14 protein-coding genes are annotated in these 18,421 nt (G+C 59.3%); 8 read left to right on the top strand and 6 right to left on the bottom strand.

The window, feature by feature from the left end; genetic code table 11:
- The first annotated feature begins 32 nt into the window (after positions 1-32).
- A complete protein-coding gene (locus Q2T52_RS06565) occupies positions 33-491 on the top strand; it encodes an RDD family protein (protein WP_302075848.1) in 459 nt (152 codons plus the stop codon).
- Positions 492-594: 103 nt separating this feature from the next.
- Complete coding sequence (locus Q2T52_RS06560) at positions 595-1,356, top strand: arginyltransferase (protein WP_302075847.1); 762 nt, start codon at positions 595-597, stop codon at positions 1,354-1,356.
- A gap of 261 nt (positions 1,357-1,617) precedes the next feature.
- Here the strand turns inward: Q2T52_RS06560 and Q2T52_RS06555 are convergent, their stop codons facing one another.
- Positions 1,618-2,070 carry a hypothetical protein gene (locus Q2T52_RS06555; protein WP_302075846.1) on the bottom strand — a complete coding sequence of 151 codons (453 nt, stop codon included), beginning with the start codon at positions 2,068-2,070 and terminating at the stop codon, positions 1,618-1,620.
- A 23-nt stretch (positions 2,071-2,093) separates the two neighbouring features.
- On the bottom strand, positions 2,094-4,352 hold the full coding sequence (parC, locus tag Q2T52_RS06550) for a DNA topoisomerase IV subunit A (RefSeq protein WP_302075845.1): 2,259 nt from the start codon (positions 4,350-4,352) through the stop codon (positions 2,094-2,096).
- 182 nt (positions 4,353-4,534) lie between these two features.
- Between parC and Q2T52_RS06545 the strand changes: the two genes are divergently transcribed.
- A complete protein-coding gene (locus Q2T52_RS06545; RefSeq protein WP_302075844.1) occupies positions 4,535-5,725 on the top strand; it encodes an aq_1923 C-terminal domain in 1,191 nt (396 codons plus the stop codon).
- Between the two features lie 69 nt (positions 5,726-5,794).
- Here the strand turns inward: Q2T52_RS06545 and Q2T52_RS06540 are convergent, their stop codons facing one another.
- The 4 genes from Q2T52_RS06540 to aspS form a co-directional block, all read right to left on the bottom strand.
- Complete coding sequence (locus tag Q2T52_RS06540) at positions 5,795-7,876, bottom strand: putative bifunctional diguanylate cyclase/phosphodiesterase (RefSeq protein WP_302075843.1); 2,082 nt, start codon at positions 7,874-7,876, stop codon at positions 5,795-5,797.
- Positions 7,876-8,520, bottom strand: a complete 645-nt coding sequence (locus tag Q2T52_RS06535) for a glutathione S-transferase family protein (protein WP_302075842.1) — start codon at positions 8,518-8,520, stop codon at positions 7,876-7,878. The genes Q2T52_RS06540 and Q2T52_RS06535 overlap by 1 nt, the downstream gene beginning before the upstream one ends.
- A 226-nt stretch (positions 8,521-8,746) precedes the next feature.
- Positions 8,747-9,073: a DUF1236 domain-containing protein gene (locus Q2T52_RS06530; RefSeq protein WP_302075841.1), complete on the bottom strand. Its 327-nt coding sequence runs from the start codon at positions 9,071-9,073 to the stop codon at positions 8,747-8,749.
- A gap of 161 nt (positions 9,074-9,234) precedes the next feature.
- Complete coding sequence (gene aspS, locus Q2T52_RS06525) at positions 9,235-11,025, bottom strand: aspartate--tRNA ligase (RefSeq protein WP_302075840.1); 1,791 nt, start codon at positions 11,023-11,025, stop codon at positions 9,235-9,237.
- A gap of 254 nt (positions 11,026-11,279) precedes the next feature.
- Between aspS and Q2T52_RS06520 the strand changes: the two genes are divergently transcribed.
- The 5 genes from Q2T52_RS06520 to Q2T52_RS06500 all read left to right on the top strand — a co-directional run bounded on the left by Q2T52_RS06520 (position 11,280) and on the right by Q2T52_RS06500 (position 18,402).
- Positions 11,280-12,683 carry a multicopper oxidase family protein gene (locus tag Q2T52_RS06520; protein WP_302075839.1) on the top strand — a complete coding sequence of 468 codons (1,404 nt, stop codon included), beginning with the start codon at positions 11,280-11,282 and terminating at the stop codon, positions 12,681-12,683.
- Between the two features lie 136 nt (positions 12,684-12,819).
- Positions 12,820-13,971 (top strand): ribonuclease D, encoded by a 1,152-nt coding sequence (gene rnd / locus Q2T52_RS06515; protein ID WP_302075838.1) that lies wholly within the window; start codon positions 12,820-12,822, stop codon positions 13,969-13,971.
- Positions 13,968-14,978 carry a DUF2891 domain-containing protein gene (locus Q2T52_RS06510; RefSeq protein WP_302075837.1) on the top strand — a complete coding sequence of 337 codons (1,011 nt, stop codon included), beginning with the start codon at positions 13,968-13,970 and terminating at the stop codon, positions 14,976-14,978. Before rnd ends, Q2T52_RS06510 begins: the two co-directional genes overlap by 4 nt.
- Positions 14,979-15,217: 239 nt before the next feature.
- On the top strand, positions 15,218-16,237 hold the full coding sequence (locus Q2T52_RS06505) for a DctP family TRAP transporter solute-binding subunit (protein WP_302075836.1): 1,020 nt from the start codon (positions 15,218-15,220) through the stop codon (positions 16,235-16,237).
- A 2-nt stretch (positions 16,238-16,239) separates the two neighbouring features.
- Complete coding sequence (locus tag Q2T52_RS06500) at positions 16,240-18,402, top strand: methyl-accepting chemotaxis protein (protein ID WP_302075835.1); 2,163 nt, start codon at positions 16,240-16,242, stop codon at positions 18,400-18,402.
- The last annotated feature ends 19 nt before the right edge of the window (positions 18,403-18,421 follow it).

Raw genomic sequence — 18,421 nt, 5'->3', positions numbered from 1 at the left:
TATTGTTCCTGTCCAACAGGAGACCCGACACCATGTCGTTCGACAACAATACCGTGATTGCAGCCCCGACCGATTGGCGCGCCTATAGCGGTGTCTTGTCACGCCGCGTGTTCGCTTTCCTGATCGATTACATTATCGTGCTGCTGCTATGCATTCCCGCTGCCGTGGTGGTGTTTTTCCTCGGCGTGATCACGCTCGGCCTCGGCTTCTTTCTCTACCCTGCCCTGTTCGTGATCGTGGCACTTCTCTATTTCGGCATGTCACTCGGCGGTCGCGCTCAAGCAACGCCCGGCATGCGCGCCATGGGCATTGCGATGATGCGGGTGGATGGACGGCCCATCGATTTCCTGACGGCCGTGGTGCACATGGTGCTGTTCTGGGTGATCAACTCGTTCCTGACGCCACTCATCCTGCTGGCGGGCCTTTTCACCGATCGCTCGCGCCTGGTGCATGATCTGCTGCTCGGCACCGTTGTTATTCGCACAAGTTGAAAATTTCCCGTGCCGGAAGCGGGTCTGCGCGGTTGACGTTTTTTGAACTTGCGCCATGCTACTTTGATACAGTGCATCTGGCAGCGAAGGTCGATTTGCGAGGATGAATACACAGGCGACGCCATCTCCGCAGTTCTATCTGACGGCCCCGGCGGTGTGCCCCTATCTCCCCGGCGAAATGGAACGCAAGGTGTTTACGCACCTTGTCGGCCCGCGCGCGGCGGAGATGAACGACCTCCTGACGCAAGGCGGCTTTCGCCGCTCTCAGAACATTGCCTACCGTCCGGCCTGCGAGTCGTGCCGGGCCTGCATTTCGGTGCGCATCCTCGTCAACGAATTCAAACCGGCCCGCACCATGCGCCGCGTACTGGCCGCCAATAGCGATATCGTCGGCACCATGCACCCTGCCCAGCCTTCCACCGAGCAGTTCTCTCTCTTTCGGAGATACCTGGACGACCGGCACCAGAAGGGCGGCATGTCGGATATGTCGGCGCTCGACTACGCCATCATGGTGGAAGACACGCACGTTAACACGCGCATCATCGAATATCGCAAGCGCGTGCCCGGCGCCGGCATTGGCGACCAGCCGAAGGGCGAACTCATGGCGGTAGCCCTGTCTGACCTGATGAGTGACGGGCTGTCGATGGTCTATTCCTTCTTCAACCCCTTGCTCGACAGGCGCTCGCTCGGCACTTTCATGATCCTCGACCACATCAACCGCACGAGGACGCTCGGCCTGCCGCATGTCTATCTCGGCTACTGGGTGAAGGGGTCGGAGAAAATGCACTACAAGACCCGCTACCAGCCGCAGGAGCACCTGACTCCGCGCGGTTGGGAACGCTATGCCGAGGATGGCGGGGTATAGACCCCTCTGACGACGCGTCCTAGTTCCCCCCTCTGTCCTGCCGGACATCTCCCCCACACGGGGGGAGATCAGCAGAACGGTTGCCCGCTCGAACCTCGCGAACGTCCGAGAAAGAGGTAGCTTGTTGAAGGCTAGGAGGGGAGCGAGGCGGCGCCGCGAGCCGATCTCCCCCCTTGTGGGGGAGATGTCCGGCAGGACAGAGGGGGGCAACCCAAACCTGTCAAATGAGCGTCGTTTACCACGTAGCGCTGACAAGCCTGCTCAGGAGTGATCCTGGTCAGACATCCTTGGAAATGAGCCATAGGGGCCGTCAACTTCGCGGATTTCCCGATACCTTTTACGGATTGCCGACATAACCGTCTGGTCGTCGGTGGTGACTTCATAAAAGGTACTGTCGATCGCCTGTATCATCACCCATAGACTATCAGCACCGGGGCTATGCGCCGTAAACCGCCCCCAGATGATCTGACCAGCTCTCATTGCAGCGTCCGCCATTTGGCGCCCCGATAACACGCTGTCATTCTGAGCAACGGCTTCCAGATACTCTGCTCGATCGCCGGCTGCTTCGAACCATTCCTGCCCTGAAGCTTCATCCTTGACCGTGGAGACGACCCAGTCCGAGTCAAGCGCACGCGGAGCAATCAGCATCAGAAGATCGTAAAGACCAACCGCAAGCACATGGTTTTCGATGTCATGGATTCTCAAAGTCGCCATGACATCTCTCCTGCAACTTGATCTTACCCGCTGAACTTGCCGCTGCGCGGAAAACCCTTCGGCACGGTGCGGCCGGCGGTGGCGCGATCGGCCAGCCATTCGGCCAGCTCGTCCTTGTTCTTGGCGAATACGCGGCCGGCACTGTCTTCCCAGGTCAGGCCATCGGCAATGGCGAAGCACTTTGCATCGGAAATGCCGCCGTCCTTGTAGCGCTGCAGGCGGACACCCTTGCCGCGCGACATCTCCGGCAACTGCACCAGAGGGAAGACCAGCATCTTGCGGTTTTCGCCGACGACAGCAACGTGATCGCCACTGGCCTGCACGACAAGCTTTGCCTCGTCGGGCATGGAAACGTTCATCACCTGCTTGCCCTTGCGGGTATTGGCAACCAGTTCCGTTTCCGGCACGACAAAGCCGTTGCCGGCAGTGGAGGAGAGCAGCAGCTTGCGTGCGGGTTCGTGCACGAAGGCGGTCAGGATGTCCTGATCGTTTTCCATGTCGACCATGATACGCACCGGCTCGCCATGGCCACGCCCGCCGGGCAGCTTGTCGGCGCCCAGCGTATAGGCCTTGCCGCCAGTCGTCAGCAGCAGGATCTTGTCCGTCGTCTGTGCCGGGAAGGCAATCTTGAAGCCGTCGCCTTCCTTGAAGGTTAGGCCCGATGCATCGGCAATATGCCCCTTCAACGCACGGATCCAGCCCTTCTGGGAGATGACGACGGTGATCGGTTCCTTCTCGATCATCGCTTGCTGGATGGCCTCGATATCGGCATCCGGTGCATCCGCAAACTGGCTGAGGCGGGCAAACGGCTTGCCCCTGCCCTTGGCGAAGGTCTTGCGGACGTCCTGGATCTCGTGCTCGACGACCTTCCACTGCTTCTCGTCAGACGCGAGCAGCGCTTCGATATCGGCCTTTTCCTTGGTCAGCTCGTCGAATTCCTTGCGGATCTCGAATTCTTCCAGCTTGCGCAGATTGCGCAGCCGCATGTTCAGGATGGCTTCCACCTGAACATCGGTCAGGTCCCACTTGGCGACCATCACGGGCTTCGGCTCATCTTCCTCGCGGATGATGCGGATCACCTCATCGAGGTTGAGATAGGCGATCAACAGGCCGCCCAGAATTTCCAGGCGACGATCGATGGCCGCCAGACGGAAACGCGAGCGGCGAATGAGAACTTCGCGACGATGGCCGAGCCACTCGTTCAACACCTCGTTCAGCGCCATCACCTTGGGCACGCGGCCCTGGGAGAGAACGTTCATGTTGAGCGGGAAGCGGCTTTCCAGCTCCGTCAGGCGGAAGAGCGATTCCATCAGAAGCGTCGCATCGACTGTGCGGCTCTTCGGCACCAGCACGATGCGGATATCTTCCGCCGATTCGTCCCGGATATCTTCCAGCAGCGGCAGCTTGCGCGCCACCAGCAGTTCCGCGATCTTTTCGATCAGGCGGGACTTCTGCACCTGGAAGGGAATTTCGGTGACGATGATCTGATAGCCACCGCGGCCCAGATCCTCCGTCTCCCACTTGGCACGCACACGAAAACCACCGCGACCCGTGCGATAGGATTCGATGATGCTTTCGCGGCTCTCGATGATGACGCCGCCAGTCGGGAAATCCGGACCGGGAACGAACTCAATCAGCTTTTCCACCGGCGCATCGGGATGCTTGATCAGGTAGAGTGCGGCATCGCAAAGTTCATGCGCGTTGTGCGGCGGGATGGAGGTCGCCATGCCGACCGCGATACCGGAAGCACCGTTGGCCAGAAGGTTCGGGAAGGCGCCGGGCAGCACCACCGGCTCCTCGTCCTCCTCGTTATAGGTGGGGCGAAAATCCACCGCATCTTGGTCGATGCCTTCCAGAAGAAGGGCCGCGACTTCGGTCATGCGGGCTTCGGTGTAACGATAGGCGGCCGCGTTGTCGCCGTCGATATTGCCGAAATTTCCCTGGCCATCGACGATCGGGTAGCGCTGCGAAAAATCCTGCGCCAGGCGCACCAGCGCATCATAGACCGACTGGTCGCCATGCGGGTGGAACTTACCGATGACATCGCCAACGATACGGGCGCATTTCTTGAAAGCGGAGTTGGGCCGGATGCCCATTTCGCTCATGGCATGAATAATGCGCCGATGCACCGGCTTCAGACCGTCGCGCACATCGGGAAGCGCGCGGTGCATAATGGTCGACAGGGCGTAGGCGAGATACCGCTCTTCGAGCGCCGCCTTCAAATCTACCGGAAGAATGTTGTCGTCGCCGCCATCGGACGGAGGGTTAAGATTTTGTCCCATGGGTTTTGACTAGCGGATTGGCCGATTCCCGGCAAGGAAGGGGCTCAAGTGACCTGTGGATGATCCAAACCGCCATAATGGCCAACACGTCATTGGGATAAAAAAAGATCATGGACCTTTGACGTGCGACGCATATAAATCTCCATCATCTTGTCGCAGCAATGCGCCTTCTGGAGGACCCCATGACGCTTTTCCGTTCCACTCGCCTTCTGCTTGCAGGTGCTGCACTCGCTGCCTTGGCCACGCCTGCCTTTGCGCTTGACGGCACTGATCTGGTCAACAAGATCACCGCCGCCATGGCACTTGAACCGGGCAACATTGCTGTTGCTTCTGTGGATGTTACAGGATCGACGGTTACGCTGAAGGGCATGTCCGTTGGTGACAACAAAGGTGGCGAGCGGCTCAAGGTCGGCGATGTCAAGCTGCAGGGTGTGGTCGCACTCGACAATGGCAGCTACACCATCGAGAAGGCTGTCTTCCCCGATGTGAACGTCACGGAGGAAAAGTCGACGTTCCAGATCTCCGACATGTATCTGTCCGGGGTCATCATTCCGGCGGATACCAAGGCCGGCACCATCGATTCGCTGCTCTTCTACCAGAAGGCTCATAGCGGTCCGATCCGGGTCACGGTCGAGGGCAAAGAAGTGATGTCGGTCACGGAATCGACGGCCACCACCGAACGGGCGGAAGATGACTCCGGCCTCAACTTCGACGTTGCCGTCAACGGCGTGAAAGCAGACCTCAGCTCGGTTAACGATGCACAGGCCAAGGAAACGATCGACAGCCTCGGGCTCACACAGATCGACGGTACCATCACCATGAAGGGCAGCTGGGAAATCGAACCCGGCACCATCGACCTGGAAGAATATGCCTTCGACTTCAAGAATGTCGGCCGTCTGAACCTGGCGCTCAGCCTCTCAGGCTATACGCTTGACTTCATCAAGTCCGTGCAGGAAACGGCGCGCGCAACAGAAAACACGGCAGATCCGGAAGCGGCAAAACAGGCCGCCGGCCTTGCCATGCTTGGCCTGTTGCAGCAGTTGACCTTCAACAGCGCCGAAATAAGCTTCGAGGATCAGGGCATCACCAAGCGCGGGCTTGATTATGCCGGCAAGAAGCAGAACGTTTCCGGCAAGCAGATGGCGATGATGGTGAAGGGCATGGCGCCGCTGATGCTTGCGCAGCTGAACATGCCAAAGCTGCAAAATAGCGTTTCGGCAGCGATCAATACCTTCATCGACAATCCGCGCAGCCTGACGATTTCCGCCGAGCCTCAAAATCCGATCCCGCTGCCGATGCTGATCGGCGCCGCGCAGGCTGCACCCAACACGCTGCCCGATATGCTGGGGCTTACCGTCAGTGCCAACGAATAATCGATGACATCATGTTCGGGCGCATTCATTCGAGTGCGTCCGGACTTCGCGTACGCGCTGCCGTAGCCCTCAAATCACATAGGTCGCCGACATCTGATCGGCCGCAGTGGAGAAGGTTTGGTCCAGAAGCGGCAGAATTTCGCAAGCCGGAACCGGTTTGCTGAAGTAATAACCTTGCAGTTCGTGGCAACCATGTTCTGCCGTCCAAGCTGCCATATCGCGCGTCTCGACACCTTCCGCCACGATGGTCACTTCCATGAATTTGCACATGGCAATGACCATACGCAGGATAGGGCGATTGCGCGCGAAATCCTGGATCAGGCTTCGGTCCAGCTTGATGCAATCGACGGATACTTCGCTCAAGCGCGCGAGATTGGAATATCCCGTGCCGAAATCATCAATGGCGATCCGCACGCCCTCCGTCCGCAGCGCCTTGAGGTTTGCATGGATGACGGCGTCATCTTCAAACAGCGCCGTTTCGGTCAATTCAAGTTCAAGCGATGCGGGCGGGCACCCGTATTGCCGCAAAATCTTGCTGACGAGCCTTGGGAAATCGGGCGAACGAAGTTGACGCAGGCTGACGTTGACCGACATTTCAAGCTCTATGCCCTGTTTGCGCCATTCTGCGTTCTGGCGAAGAGCTTCCCTCAACACGTATTCCCCGATCTGGCCGATGAGCCCGGAACTTTCCGCGACCGGAATGAAGTGACCGGGGGCGACGAGACCATGCTCCGGATGCCGCCAACGTATCAAAGCCTCCACGCCAACGATCCGATTTTCCTGAACGGAGTAACGAGGCTGATAGAAGACGACGAACTGATCGCTCCGTAAAGCCTCCCGCAGATCGCTGATCATTTCCAGCTCATGCTCTCGTTGGCTGCGCAAGCCGTCGTCGTAGAAACGAAACTGATTACGGCCATTCGCCTTGACGGAATACATGGCAAGATCGGCATAGCGCATCAGTGAGTGAATGTCCCTTGCGTGATCTGGGTAAAGCGCAATGCCGATGCTTGGGGTGACATTCATGGGGCGGCATGCGCCTTCGACAGGCGCCGCCAGGCTTTTGAGAATTTGTCCGGCCAAACGCTCGATACGCTTGGGTGACTTCTTACGCGTACTGGCCAGGAAGAGGAATTCGTCACCGCCGAGGCGAACGACGGCATCGCCGGCCTCCTTGAGGCAGAGAAGACGGCGCGACACTTCCATCAGCAGTGCATCACCCTGATCGTGGCCAAGGGTGTCGTTGATGGCCTTGAACTGATCGAGGTCGATGAACAACAATGCGAGGCCACGCCCGGATCGTTCGTTGCGCTCCGCAAGGCGCTCGAACAGGGAGCGCAGCGCAAGGCGATTGGGGAGGCCGGTGAGCGGATCGTGATGCGCCTGCGAACTGGCAACGGCCTCGGCCTCCTTCAATTCGCTGACATCCGTCTCGCTGACCAGGATGGACGGTACGCCCGATACGGGATCACGACAGGCACGCGCGGTAATCTCATGCCAGCGCGAACCGTGGCTGGTCCGCACCTTGACAATATGGCTGACCTCGCCTTCCGCCTCCAGCGCCTTCAGCAGCCTGCGAAAATCACTCCGCCTCACGAAGCGGCTGGAGAAATCCACGTAGTTCTCGGCAAAACTGCCGCGCGCTGAAGGATTGGAATAAAGGGTTCGCCCGGATACGTCATGCATGGAGATCATCAACTGCGTGTGCAGAAGTGCATCGGCACTGCGGATGGTTTCCGGCTGCAGACCCAATTCCTCGCTTCCCTCACACAGCATTCCCATGCGCCCATCGGAAAGCTGAACGCCGCTGAAGCGTACCCGCATAGGCCTCGGCGTGCCCTTGGGGTAAAGCGTCCACATCTCGGTGAAAGTCGCCGCAGACGCTACGAAATCCGCCTGGTATTGGCGCAAGCGACGCTCGACCGCTGGCGACATGTCGGCAGCCATGTTGCGGGCACAGAGCTCCTCGAGCGAAGCTGCCGCCCAGATTTCCAGTGCCTTGGCATTCGCCCAGACAACGCGGCCCTGATCAATATCAAAGATCCACACGGCGAGTTGAAGCTGATCAAGGATGCCCTTGGCGCAGGTCGTCGCATTGTGAGGCGCTTCAGAGCTGATCGGCTCTCTCCTTAGGGGCAGAGGGTTCATCATCAGGGACTCGTTGGGCTGAAGGGTTTCGCCGTCGCGCATAGCGCGCTCAAGGGCGTAAAGTCTGGCGTCTGCTCGACGCGTCTCATCCAGGCGGTCACGCTTGGGAAACGGTTCATATCGATGCCAGCCTCGGCACCCACATGCACATAACCGAACAGTGCAATATCAGTGATGCCATAAGTATTGCCCAGCATGAACGCACGACCTTGCAGATGCGCGTCCAGAACCGCCAATCCTGTCCTTGCCTTTTCCCGCCAACCCTCGATCTCCTGCTCCCTGCCCTGCCCACGCTCGGGAGCGATAAAGGACAGGAAACGGGCTGGCGAGATGAACGGCTCCAGCTTCGATTGCTCGAAAAACATCCATTGAAGACTCTGCGCCTGCTCCAGTGGCGTGGCCGGCATCAGCCCCGACCCGTCCGCCAGGAACCAAAGCATGGCGTTGGACTCGCCGACCCCCTCGCCACTTTCAACCCTCAGATAGGGAACCGCTGCCGCCGGGTTGATGGCACGAAAGGCATCCGAACGCGTCTCGCCGGAGAGAATGTCGACATTGATGACTTGGAAAGCTTGCCTTAGCTGCACAAGTGCCAGAAAGGGTTTGAAACAGTTGCCAGAACCTTTGGTAACGTAAAGCGTAAACATGCCAAGCCCGTTATTTTTTCATGAGCAGGCTACTGCAGAAAGGTTTATTCTTGGTTGTCCCGGGAACAGCTAGATCGTTGTTCAAACCCCTGAAAATTGACAGCAAATCTATACTCAGCGATACCTTCTCGCTATTTCATCATATAATATTACTTTATAATAATATATATTTTCAGGTCGAAAGCTCCCCGAATACATCCAGAAGGTGTACTCGGGGAGCCGCCACTCAATCCAGAACCTGGATCACCCGACGCGTGGAAGGCTCGACAATCACGCGGCGCTCGTTGACGACCGTATAGCCATAGTCATCATATCCATCCACAGTGCGAACCTGAACATCCTGCGGCAGAACACGACCGACCAGGACGTCGCCGTTGTAGTTCACGGATGGGACGCTCTGCTGCATCACATAGGTACGGACCTGTGTCGGCATTTCATGCACGACCACTGCACCCGGCGCCGGCTGCGGTTCGGTAACGATGACGGTCGACTGTGCAAAGGCAGCCGTCGAGATGAAAAGGGCCGCCGACGCGACCGCGAGGGACTTCAGCATTATACTCTCCTTAGGTTCAATTCTGGGGAGACAATGCCCGCCTGCGGATTCGGTTCCTTCCGTCCATTCACAGCGAAATCTGCTCTGGCAGCACTCGACGTAAAAAAGCCGCCGTCGGAGCCCGACAGCGGCTTTAAATTTCGGAACAGGCTGATCGCCGATCAGTCCTTTTTCTGCGGCGGGATCACGCGCAGGGAGAGTTCCATCAGCTGCTTCGGCATGGCCGGGGCAGGCGCGTTCATCAGGAGGTCCTGTGCCTGCTGGTTCATCGGGAACAGCGTGATTTCGCGCAGGTTCTTGGCGCCGACGAGCAGCATGACGATACGGTCGATACCGAAGGCGCAGCCGCCATGCGGAGGCGCGCCATACTGGAACGCGCGGTACATGCCGCCGAAGCGTTCTTCAACATCCGCCTTCGACAGCCCGACCAATTCGAACGCCTTGACCATCAGCTCCGGCGACTGGTTACGGATGGAGCCCGAGGCGATCTCAAAGCCGTTGCAGACGGCGTCATACTGGAAGGCCTTGATGGTGAGCGGGTCGTGGCTCTCCAGCGCTTCCAGACCACCCTGCGGCATGGAGAACGGGTTGTGGGCAAAATCGATCTTCTTGTCCTCTTCGTTGTACTCGAAGAAGGGGAAATCGACGATCCAGCAAAGCTCGAAGCGGTCACGATCAACGAGGTTCAGGTCCTCACCGACGCGGGTGCGGGCTTCACCCGCAAACTTGTAGAACTTGGACGGTTCGCCCGCCACGAAGAAGCAGGCGTCGCCCGCCTCAAGGCCAAGCTGCGTGCGAACGGCTTCCGTGCGCTCTTCGCCAATGTTCTTGGCGAGCGGGCCGGAACCACCGATCTTGCCGTCTTCTTCCTTCCAGAAGATGTAGCCGAGGCCCGGCTGACCCTGGCTCTGCGCCCAGGCGTTCATGCGGTCGCAGAAAGCACGGGAGCCGCCGGTCTTGGCCGGGATCGCCCAGACCTGAACTTTCGGGTTCGACGCAATCATGTTCGCGAAGACCTTGAATCCCGAACCATCGAAATGTTCGGTGACGTTCTGCATCTCGATCGGGTTGCGCAGATCAGGCTTGTCGGAGCCGTACTTGCGGATCGCCTCGTCGTAAGGAATACGCGGCCAGTTTTGGGTCACCGGCTTGCCTTCGGCAAACTGCTCGAAGACCTTCGTCATCATCGGCTCCATCGTGCCCCAGACATCTTCCTGGGTGACGAAGCTCATTTCGACGTCGAGCTGATAGAACTCGCCCGGCAGGCGGTCGGCGCGCGGGTCTTCGTCACGGAAGCACGGCGCGATCTGGAAGTAGCGGTCGAAACCGGCGACCATCAAGAGCTGCTTGTACTGCTGCGGCGCCTGCGGCAGCGCAAAGAACTGACCGGGATGGATGCGGCTCGGAACGAGGAAGTCGCGCGCGCCTTCCGGCGAGGAGGCCGTGAGGATCGGCGTCGAATATTCGGCAAAGCCGGCACCGGTCATGCCAGCACGCATGGAGGCAATGATCTGCGTGCGCTTGACGATGTTCTTGTGCAGCGTTTCGCGACGAAGATCGAGGAAGCGGTACTTCAGGCGCACGTCTTCCGGATAGTCCGGCTCGCCGAAGACCGGCAGCGGCAGTTCCTTGGCAGCCGAGAGAACTTCGATCTCCTTGGCGTAGAGTTCGATCTCGCCGGTCGGCATGTTCTTGTTGATGGTCTCTTCCGTACGCGCCTTGACGAGGCCATCGATGCGGATGACCCATTCGCCACGAACGACTTCAGCCGTCTTGAAGGCCGGGCTATCCGGATCGGCCACGACCTGTGTGATGCCATAATGGTCGCGCAGGTCGACGAAGAGAACGCCGCCATGGTCGCGGACGCGATGGACCCAGCCGGAGAGGCGAACGGTTTCGCCCACATCCGACTTGCGAAGGGCTGCACATGTGTGGCTGCGGTAACGGTGCATTTTCAAGATCCTGGAATCACTTGTGCCGGCGCACGGCAACGAGGCCCGGCCGGCAGGGGAAAATCGGGCGGAAAAGCGCATGGCACGCCCGATTTGTCAAGGCGCGACCGTGCCAACGGCGCTATTCATCGGCACGTCAGTTCCCTTATGAGGTGAGACTGCGTCACAATTGCGCGGAAACGGATATTGCTGATTATTGTTATCAAGTTTAAACCCGAGCTCCCCAGCTACAGCTGAATATCCGGAGTATCCCGATGCCTCTTCTCTCTCGCCGCAACCTTTTGAAGGCTGGCGTCGGCGTGGGTGCCTATGGTGCCGGCATCGCGCTTGCCAGCCGCTTCGGCGTTGCATCGTCCCCTGCTCCGCTGCTGCTGGAGGCGAAGGGGACCGAGGCAATCCTGGATGGCACGCATGTCACCAAGGGCATGATGACCTATGCGAAAGCTGATGCGCCATCCGCCAACATCCCGCCGGTGTTACGCCTCCGGCGTGGGGAGCCTTTTGTGGCAAGGTTCACCAATCGGCTGGACGAACCAACCACCGTGCATTGGCATGGCTTACGGGTGCCGAACCGCATGGACGGCGTGCCCTTCCTGACCCAGCCCTATCTCTATAAGGGCGACAGCTTCGACTACGCCTTTACGCCGCCGGATGCCGGCACCTTCTGGTATCACCCCCATTGCAACACGCTGACGCAAATCGGGCGCGGCATGACCGGGCTCCTCATTGTGGAAGACCCAAAAGACCCACAGTTCGACGCGGAGATCACCATCAACCTGCGCGACTGGCGGCTTGGCAGTGATGGCCAGTTCATCGAACAGTTCAGGCCACGCGACACGGCCAAGGCCGGCACCAACGGCACCGTGCGCGGCGCTAACTGGCGGGTGGAGCCGAGCTTCGATGCGCCAACCGGCGGGCTTGTGCGTGTTCGACTGGCAGCGACCGACGTGACGCGCATCTATGCCCTGAAGCTTGATGGTGCCGAGGCACTGGTAGTCGCGCTGGACGGACATCCCGTACCGAAAATCGACCGCCTGGAGACGATTACGATCGGCCCCGGCCAACGGCTGGATCTGGCGCTCAGGATGCCGGACAGCGAGGGGAAAACGGCGCGGCTGATCGATGTGCGCCCCTCCTCCGCCAAGACGGTTGCCAATTTCCGATCGGTTGGCACATCGCTGAAGCGCACGCTGGGCGACGTGACGCCGCTCACCCCCAACCCCTGGCAGGAGCCGGACCTCAAGAGTGTCGAGCGCGTTCCGCTGATCCTGAGCGCTACCGCAGAAAACGCCCCGACCCAATCCATCTGCGGCACGCTCGGCTACACCTTCTGGGCGATCAATCGCGTCGCCTGGGATGGCGACACACCGGATCCGATGGCGCCGCTCGTCGAGATGAAGCTCGGCAAGAGCTATGTCTTCAACCTGGAAAACAACACGCCGCACGCCCACCCCATCCATCTGCATGGCATGAACTTCAAGGTCATCTCATCCAATGCGCGGGCCGTGCAGCCGCTGATCACCGATACCTATCTGGTGCTGCCGGATGAGAAGGTGCAGCTGGCGTTGGTCGCGGATAATGTTGGCGACTGGGTGCTTCATTGCCATATCATCGAGCACCAGAAGACGGGCATGACGAGCTTTGTGCGGGTGATATGAGGCGTATCCGTGCTGGCGCGCACACGATCGTGAAGAAATTGCGGCAGACACCCTCCATCGGCGCTCTTCATGTTGACAACCCCGGTCGAAAGGGAAAGGAAGGTGGATCGCTTATTTTTGCTGATGATCAGATCTGATGATTGAGACCACCGCCGCCCTTGCGGATGCCTGCCGCACCCTCGCAAAATCCGAATTCGTGACTGTCGATACGGAATTCCTGCGCGAGACGACCTTCTGGCCCGAACTGTGCCTGATCCAGATGGCGAGCCCCGACCTCGAAGTGATCGTCGACCCGCTCGCCAAGGGCCTCGACCTGAAACCCTTCTTCGAGCTGATGGCCGACACCAATGTGGTGAAGGTCTTCCACGCGGCGCGGCAGGATCTGGAAATCATCTATCATCTCGGCAAGCTTATCCCGCACCCGATCTTCGATACGCAGGTTGCGGCCATGGTCTGCGGCTTCGGCGACTCGGTTTCCTATGACCAGCTCGTGCAGCGCACCAAGAATGTGCAGATCGACAAATCCTCCCGCTTTACCGACTGGAGCCGCCGCCCGCTGACCGAAAAGCAGCTGGAATATGCGCTGGCTGATGTCACCCATCTGCGCGACGTCTATTTGAGCCTCAAGGAAAAGCTGGAACAGGAAGGCCGCGCCACCTGGGTGTCCGAGGAAATGGCGATCCTGGAATCGCCGGAAACCTATGACATGCATCCCGACGATGCCTGGCTCAGGTTGAAGTCGCGCCTGCGCAAGCCGCAGGAACTCGCCGTTCTGAAATTCGTCGCCGCCTGGCGCGAGCGGGAAGCGCGCGGCCGCAATGTGCCGCGTTCGCGCGTGCTGAAGGACGATGCGATTTACGAAATCGCCCAGCAGCAGCCGAAGGACACGGAAGCGCTGGGACGCCTGCGGACAATCCCCAAGGGCTGGGAGCGGTCGTCTTCCGGCAGCGCCATCATCGAGTCCGTCAACGCAGCGCTTGCTCTGCCGAAGACCGAGATGCCACATGCACCGAAGCATGTTCATACACCGGAAGGCGCCCAGGCCGCTGTGGAACTGTTGAAGGTGCTGCTGCGCCTCACCTCGGAAAAGCATGGCGTCGCCGCCAAGGTGATCGCCAATTCGGACGATCTCGACAAGATTGCCGTCGAGGGCGATAAGGCCGAGGTTGCCGCTCTGCATGGCTGGCGCCGCGAACTGTTCGGTGATGCGGCCCTGAAGCTGATTTCCGGCTCGGTCGCGCTGCGCTTTGTCGACAAGAAGGTGGAAGCCGTGGAGCTTGAGGGGTGAGCGCCCTTGGCCTCAGCGCCGATCTGGCCGATCGTTTTGCGGCCATTGCGCTGGGGCATGTGACTCGAGAATACCCCAACCACCTTGCGCATGGTTTTGAGGGGCCACAGGATCTTGGCACTCCTTCGCAATTGCATCCGATATTCTACGGCAGCTTCGACTGGCATTCCTGCGTGCATGGCTATTGGCTGCTGGCGGCGATCCTGAATCGATTTCCTGACGGCGAACATGCAGCAAACATCCGCACGCTGTTCGATGCACAACTGACGCCGGAGAAGGTCGCCGACGAATGCGCCTATTTTGCAAGGCCGCTTTCGCGCGGCTATGAACGGCCCTATGGCTGGGGCTGGCTGCTGAAGCTTTCGGCGGAACTGCACCAACTGGAGCATGGCCGTCGGGCCTCGATCCTGCAGCCGCTGACCGATGTGATCCGCGACCGCTTCATGGCCTTCCTGCCCATTGCCACTTATCCGGTGCGTGTTGGCACGCATTTCAACACGGCCTTTGCGCTGAGGCTCTCGGCGGATTATGCGGAGATCGCGACCGATGCGGCGCTGATGGATCTGCTGATCGAGACCGCAGACCGCTGGTACGGTGCTGATGAGAACTGCCCCGCCTGGGGCGAACCTTCCAGCGACGAATTCCTTTCCTCCACGCTGATCGAGGCAGAGTGCATGCGCCGCCTGATGCCGGCTGATCGTTTTCAGCCCTGGTTCGATCGCTTCCTGCCGGCGATTGGCGCTCAGCAGCCGGCAACGCTGTTTTGCCCCGCCACGGTGTCCGATCGCTCCGATGGCAAGATCGCCCATCTGGACGGCCTGAACCTCAGTCGCGCCTGGTGCTTCAGGTCCCTGGCCTCCGCCCTTCCCTCGAATGACCCGCATTGTGCCGTCCTGAAGGCGGCGGCAGAGGATCATCTGGCCACTGCACTGCCGCATGTGGCAGGCGATTACATGGGCGAACACTGGCTCGCGAGCTTCGCCTTGCTAGCATTGATTACCCAGTAAATTCCTGCGGCACACAATAATAGCCACACACTCGGATTTATCCGCGTAAATTCTTGCTCCATATTCATATATTATCATATTTTTTATTACGCCTCATTCCCCTATACCACTTAATCCTTATTTAAGACGTCCGATTCAAAATCTGATTACTGCTTTGCATGCTTTCACGACTTGCGGGAGGCAATTGCGTGGTCCTGAAACATGCTTTTTGAGGATGCTCGAATGACGGTACAAACATCATGAGCAATATTCGCGGATTGAATCGTAGAACTTTACTTGCAGCTGGTACACTTAGCTTTGTTACAAGCTTTACAGGACGAAGCCATGCGGCCGTTACGGCACCGCCCCGGGTTCTGCGTATTGCCTTCACCGGAGCGCTGACGTCGCAGATGGGAGAATCGGCAAAGGCGCTCGCCAAATCCTTCGCGGAGGCGAGCAAAGGCCAGGTGCGGATCGATCTCTATTCCAGCGGCGCACTCGGTGGAGAACGAGAAATCACAGAGGATCTTCAGGCCGGGACGCTTGATCTCGCGGTGGCCAGCAGTGCCGGCTTCGCAGCGCCGACGATTGCACCAAAGCTGGGTGTCTTCGACATCCCCTTCCTCTTCCGTGATCTCAACCATGCGCGCGCCACCCTTGACGGTCCAATCGGCGCGGAAGCGCTGACCGCGATGAAAGGAACGGGCGTTGTCGGCCTTGCCTGGGCGGAAAACGGCCTGAGACAGATTTCCTCGATGGACAAGCCGGTTCGGACCCCGGCGGACCTCCAGGGCGTCAAGATCCGCGTACCGCAATCGGAGGTGATGGTGGCCGGCTTCCAGGCCCTCGGCGCCGATGCGCAACCCTATTCGTTCGTGGAGCTCTATGCGGCGCTTGCGGACGGGACCTTCAAGGCACAGGAAAATCCCGTCGCCACTATTCGAGCTTCAAACTTCGACAAGGTGCAGAAGTATCTGAGTTTGACCGGCCACTGCTATTCGGCCGCGATGATCATGATCAGCGAGCGTGTTTACAAGACGTTCAGTCCCGAAGAGCAGGAACTGCTGCGGCAATGCGCCGTGAAGGCTGCGCCGCTTTCGCGTGCCTTCAACGACCAGGGGCAAAAGGCTGACATCGAGGAACTGGCGCGTCGCGGCATGACTGTCGTCACCGACGTAGACCGTGCAGCCTTCACGTCTGCCATGAGCAAGGTCCGCGACAAGTTCGAGACACTGTTCGGCAAGGACACACTCTCTGCAATCGAGCGCTACAAGGGTTGATCATGAACATGCTGCTTAGGGTCATCTCGCATCTGAGTGTGCGCGCTCGTATCGTCATCGGCTTTGGAACGCTGGTCCTGCTTCTCGCATCCATCTCCCTGCTCTACGACATGCGGCTGCGCATGGTTCGCGCAAACGTGGCGGAGTTGGTGGCGGCGGCGAATGCCTCCGAAACACTGGCGGGCTTTGAGAGGGACATCGCGGAAGTTCGTCGTACCGCAACACTCTATATCGGCTCGCCCAATGCGCCCGAGCAGGTGGCTGCTCTGAATGCACAAAAGCAAGCTGTGAAAAACATGGACAAGCTGAAGGCGGTCCTTTCCTCTCAAGCCGACGCGGTTGCTGCAAGCTTGACGGAGTTTCAGGCAGCCTTTGGGCAGCTGGTTGCCCAGAACAAGGAAAAGCAGAATGCCTATGGTGCCCTGGGCGCTGCGAATTCCCGGCTGCGCAACATCTTGACGGCGCTCGTGGATGAAGGTGCGAAACGGGACAATTTCGATGTGACCGTGCCGGTGCGCCTGTTGCAGAACGCACAGGCCTATACGAACTTTGCCTCTCGCTATGCCCTGCGTGGCGGCGGTGGGGATGCGGAGCAGGCTGCAAACGAACTAGCCTATCTGCATGCGGAACTGGCTACGTTGAAGCAGATTCCTGCCGGGGACACCTGGGCTAAAGCGACGATCGCTGCTCTCGATGCTCCGATCGGTGTCTTCGACAAGTCGCTCAAGAGCCTCCAGGAGACCACGAAAAACGGACAGGCAGCAGTCGCGGCCTTGACGAAGATCGGCGCTGCCATAGGCGACCAGGCCGTCACGCTGAACAAGCAATTCGTCGATGTTCGTACCAAGGAAGAGCAGGAGACCATGTCCATGGTCGATAGCGTGCTGCTGTCCGGGGGTATCTCCGCGGCGGTGTCGATCGCGCTTGGCCTGCTGATCGCCCTGGTCATCAGCGTCGGCATTGCGCGGCTCATCACACGCATTACCTCCACCATGGAAGTTCTCGTCACCGGCAATTTCAATGTGACGGTGCCGGAAACCGGGCGGCGGGATGAGATCGGTGCCATGGCTCGCGCTGTGGAAGTCTTCCGGCAGAACGGCATCAAGGCCCTTACGCTGGAAAGCGAAGCCGAGCAGCAGCGCAACCTGACGGACGAAGAGCGAAGCCGCAATGCGGCGCGCGAACGCCAGCGCGCCGAAGCCATGGCGCAAGCCACGAATGGTCTCGCCGCCGGTCTTGCAAAGCTCGCTGACGGCCAGCTCAATATCGAACTCACGGAACCTTTCGCGCCAGACTTCGAAAGCCTGCGCGCCAATTTCAACACGACGGTCGTCCAGCTGCGCAGCACTATCATGACCGTGACGAACGCATCGGAATCCATCAGCCACGGCACGCAGGAAATCAGCCGTGGAACGGAAGACCTGTCAAAGCGCACGGAGCGTCAGGCAGCAGCCTTGGAACAGACTGCCGCCGCATTGGAAGAGATCACGGCCAATGTAGCAGCCGCCATAAGCCGGGTTGACGACGCGACGCAGATGGCCGCCAAAGCGAACAGCAATGCCAAGGACGCCGGTACCGTGGTGTCGAACGCGATCGAGGCGATCAACAAGATCTCTTCGTCCTCGAACGAGATCTCCAATATCATTGGCGTCATCGATGAGATCGCCTTCCAGACAAACCTGCTCGCCCTGAACGCAGGCGTGGAAGCCGCCCGCGCCGGTGAAGCGGGCAAGGGCTTTGCCGTTGTGGCCCAGGAAGTGCGCGAACTTGCACAGCGTTCGGCCAAGGCAGCGCGCGAAATCAAAGGCCTGATCGAGGCGTCGCTGACAAATGTCCAGAGCGGTGTCCAACTGGTCAACGATACGGGAACGGCGCTGAACGCGATCGAGACCTGCGTCTTCGCCATCAACGACCAGATGCAGTCGATTGCAGCAGCTGCCCGCGAACAGGCCACGGGCCTCGCGGAGATCAACGTCGCAATCAACAGCCTTGATCAGGTGACGCAGCAGAATGCGGCCATGGTGGAAGAATCGAGTGCCGCCGGCGTCACGCTCTTGAACGAAGTTCATCAGCTCAAGGCGATGATTGCTAAGTTCCAGGTCGAGAACGATCATGTCGGCCGAATGGCTGAAACGGCACGCTACGCCATGCGCGCCAGCGCCTGAACGCCGGATTAAAGACTTT

Origin of the sequence: Rhizobium oryzicola (genome assembly GCF_030504645.1) — a bacterium.
Taxonomy (GTDB): domain Bacteria; phylum Pseudomonadota; class Alphaproteobacteria; order Rhizobiales; family Rhizobiaceae; genus Neorhizobium; species Neorhizobium oryzicola.
The sequence above is the reverse complement of the archived record's forward strand: the minus strand, read 5'-3'. Positions and strand labels throughout refer to the sequence as shown.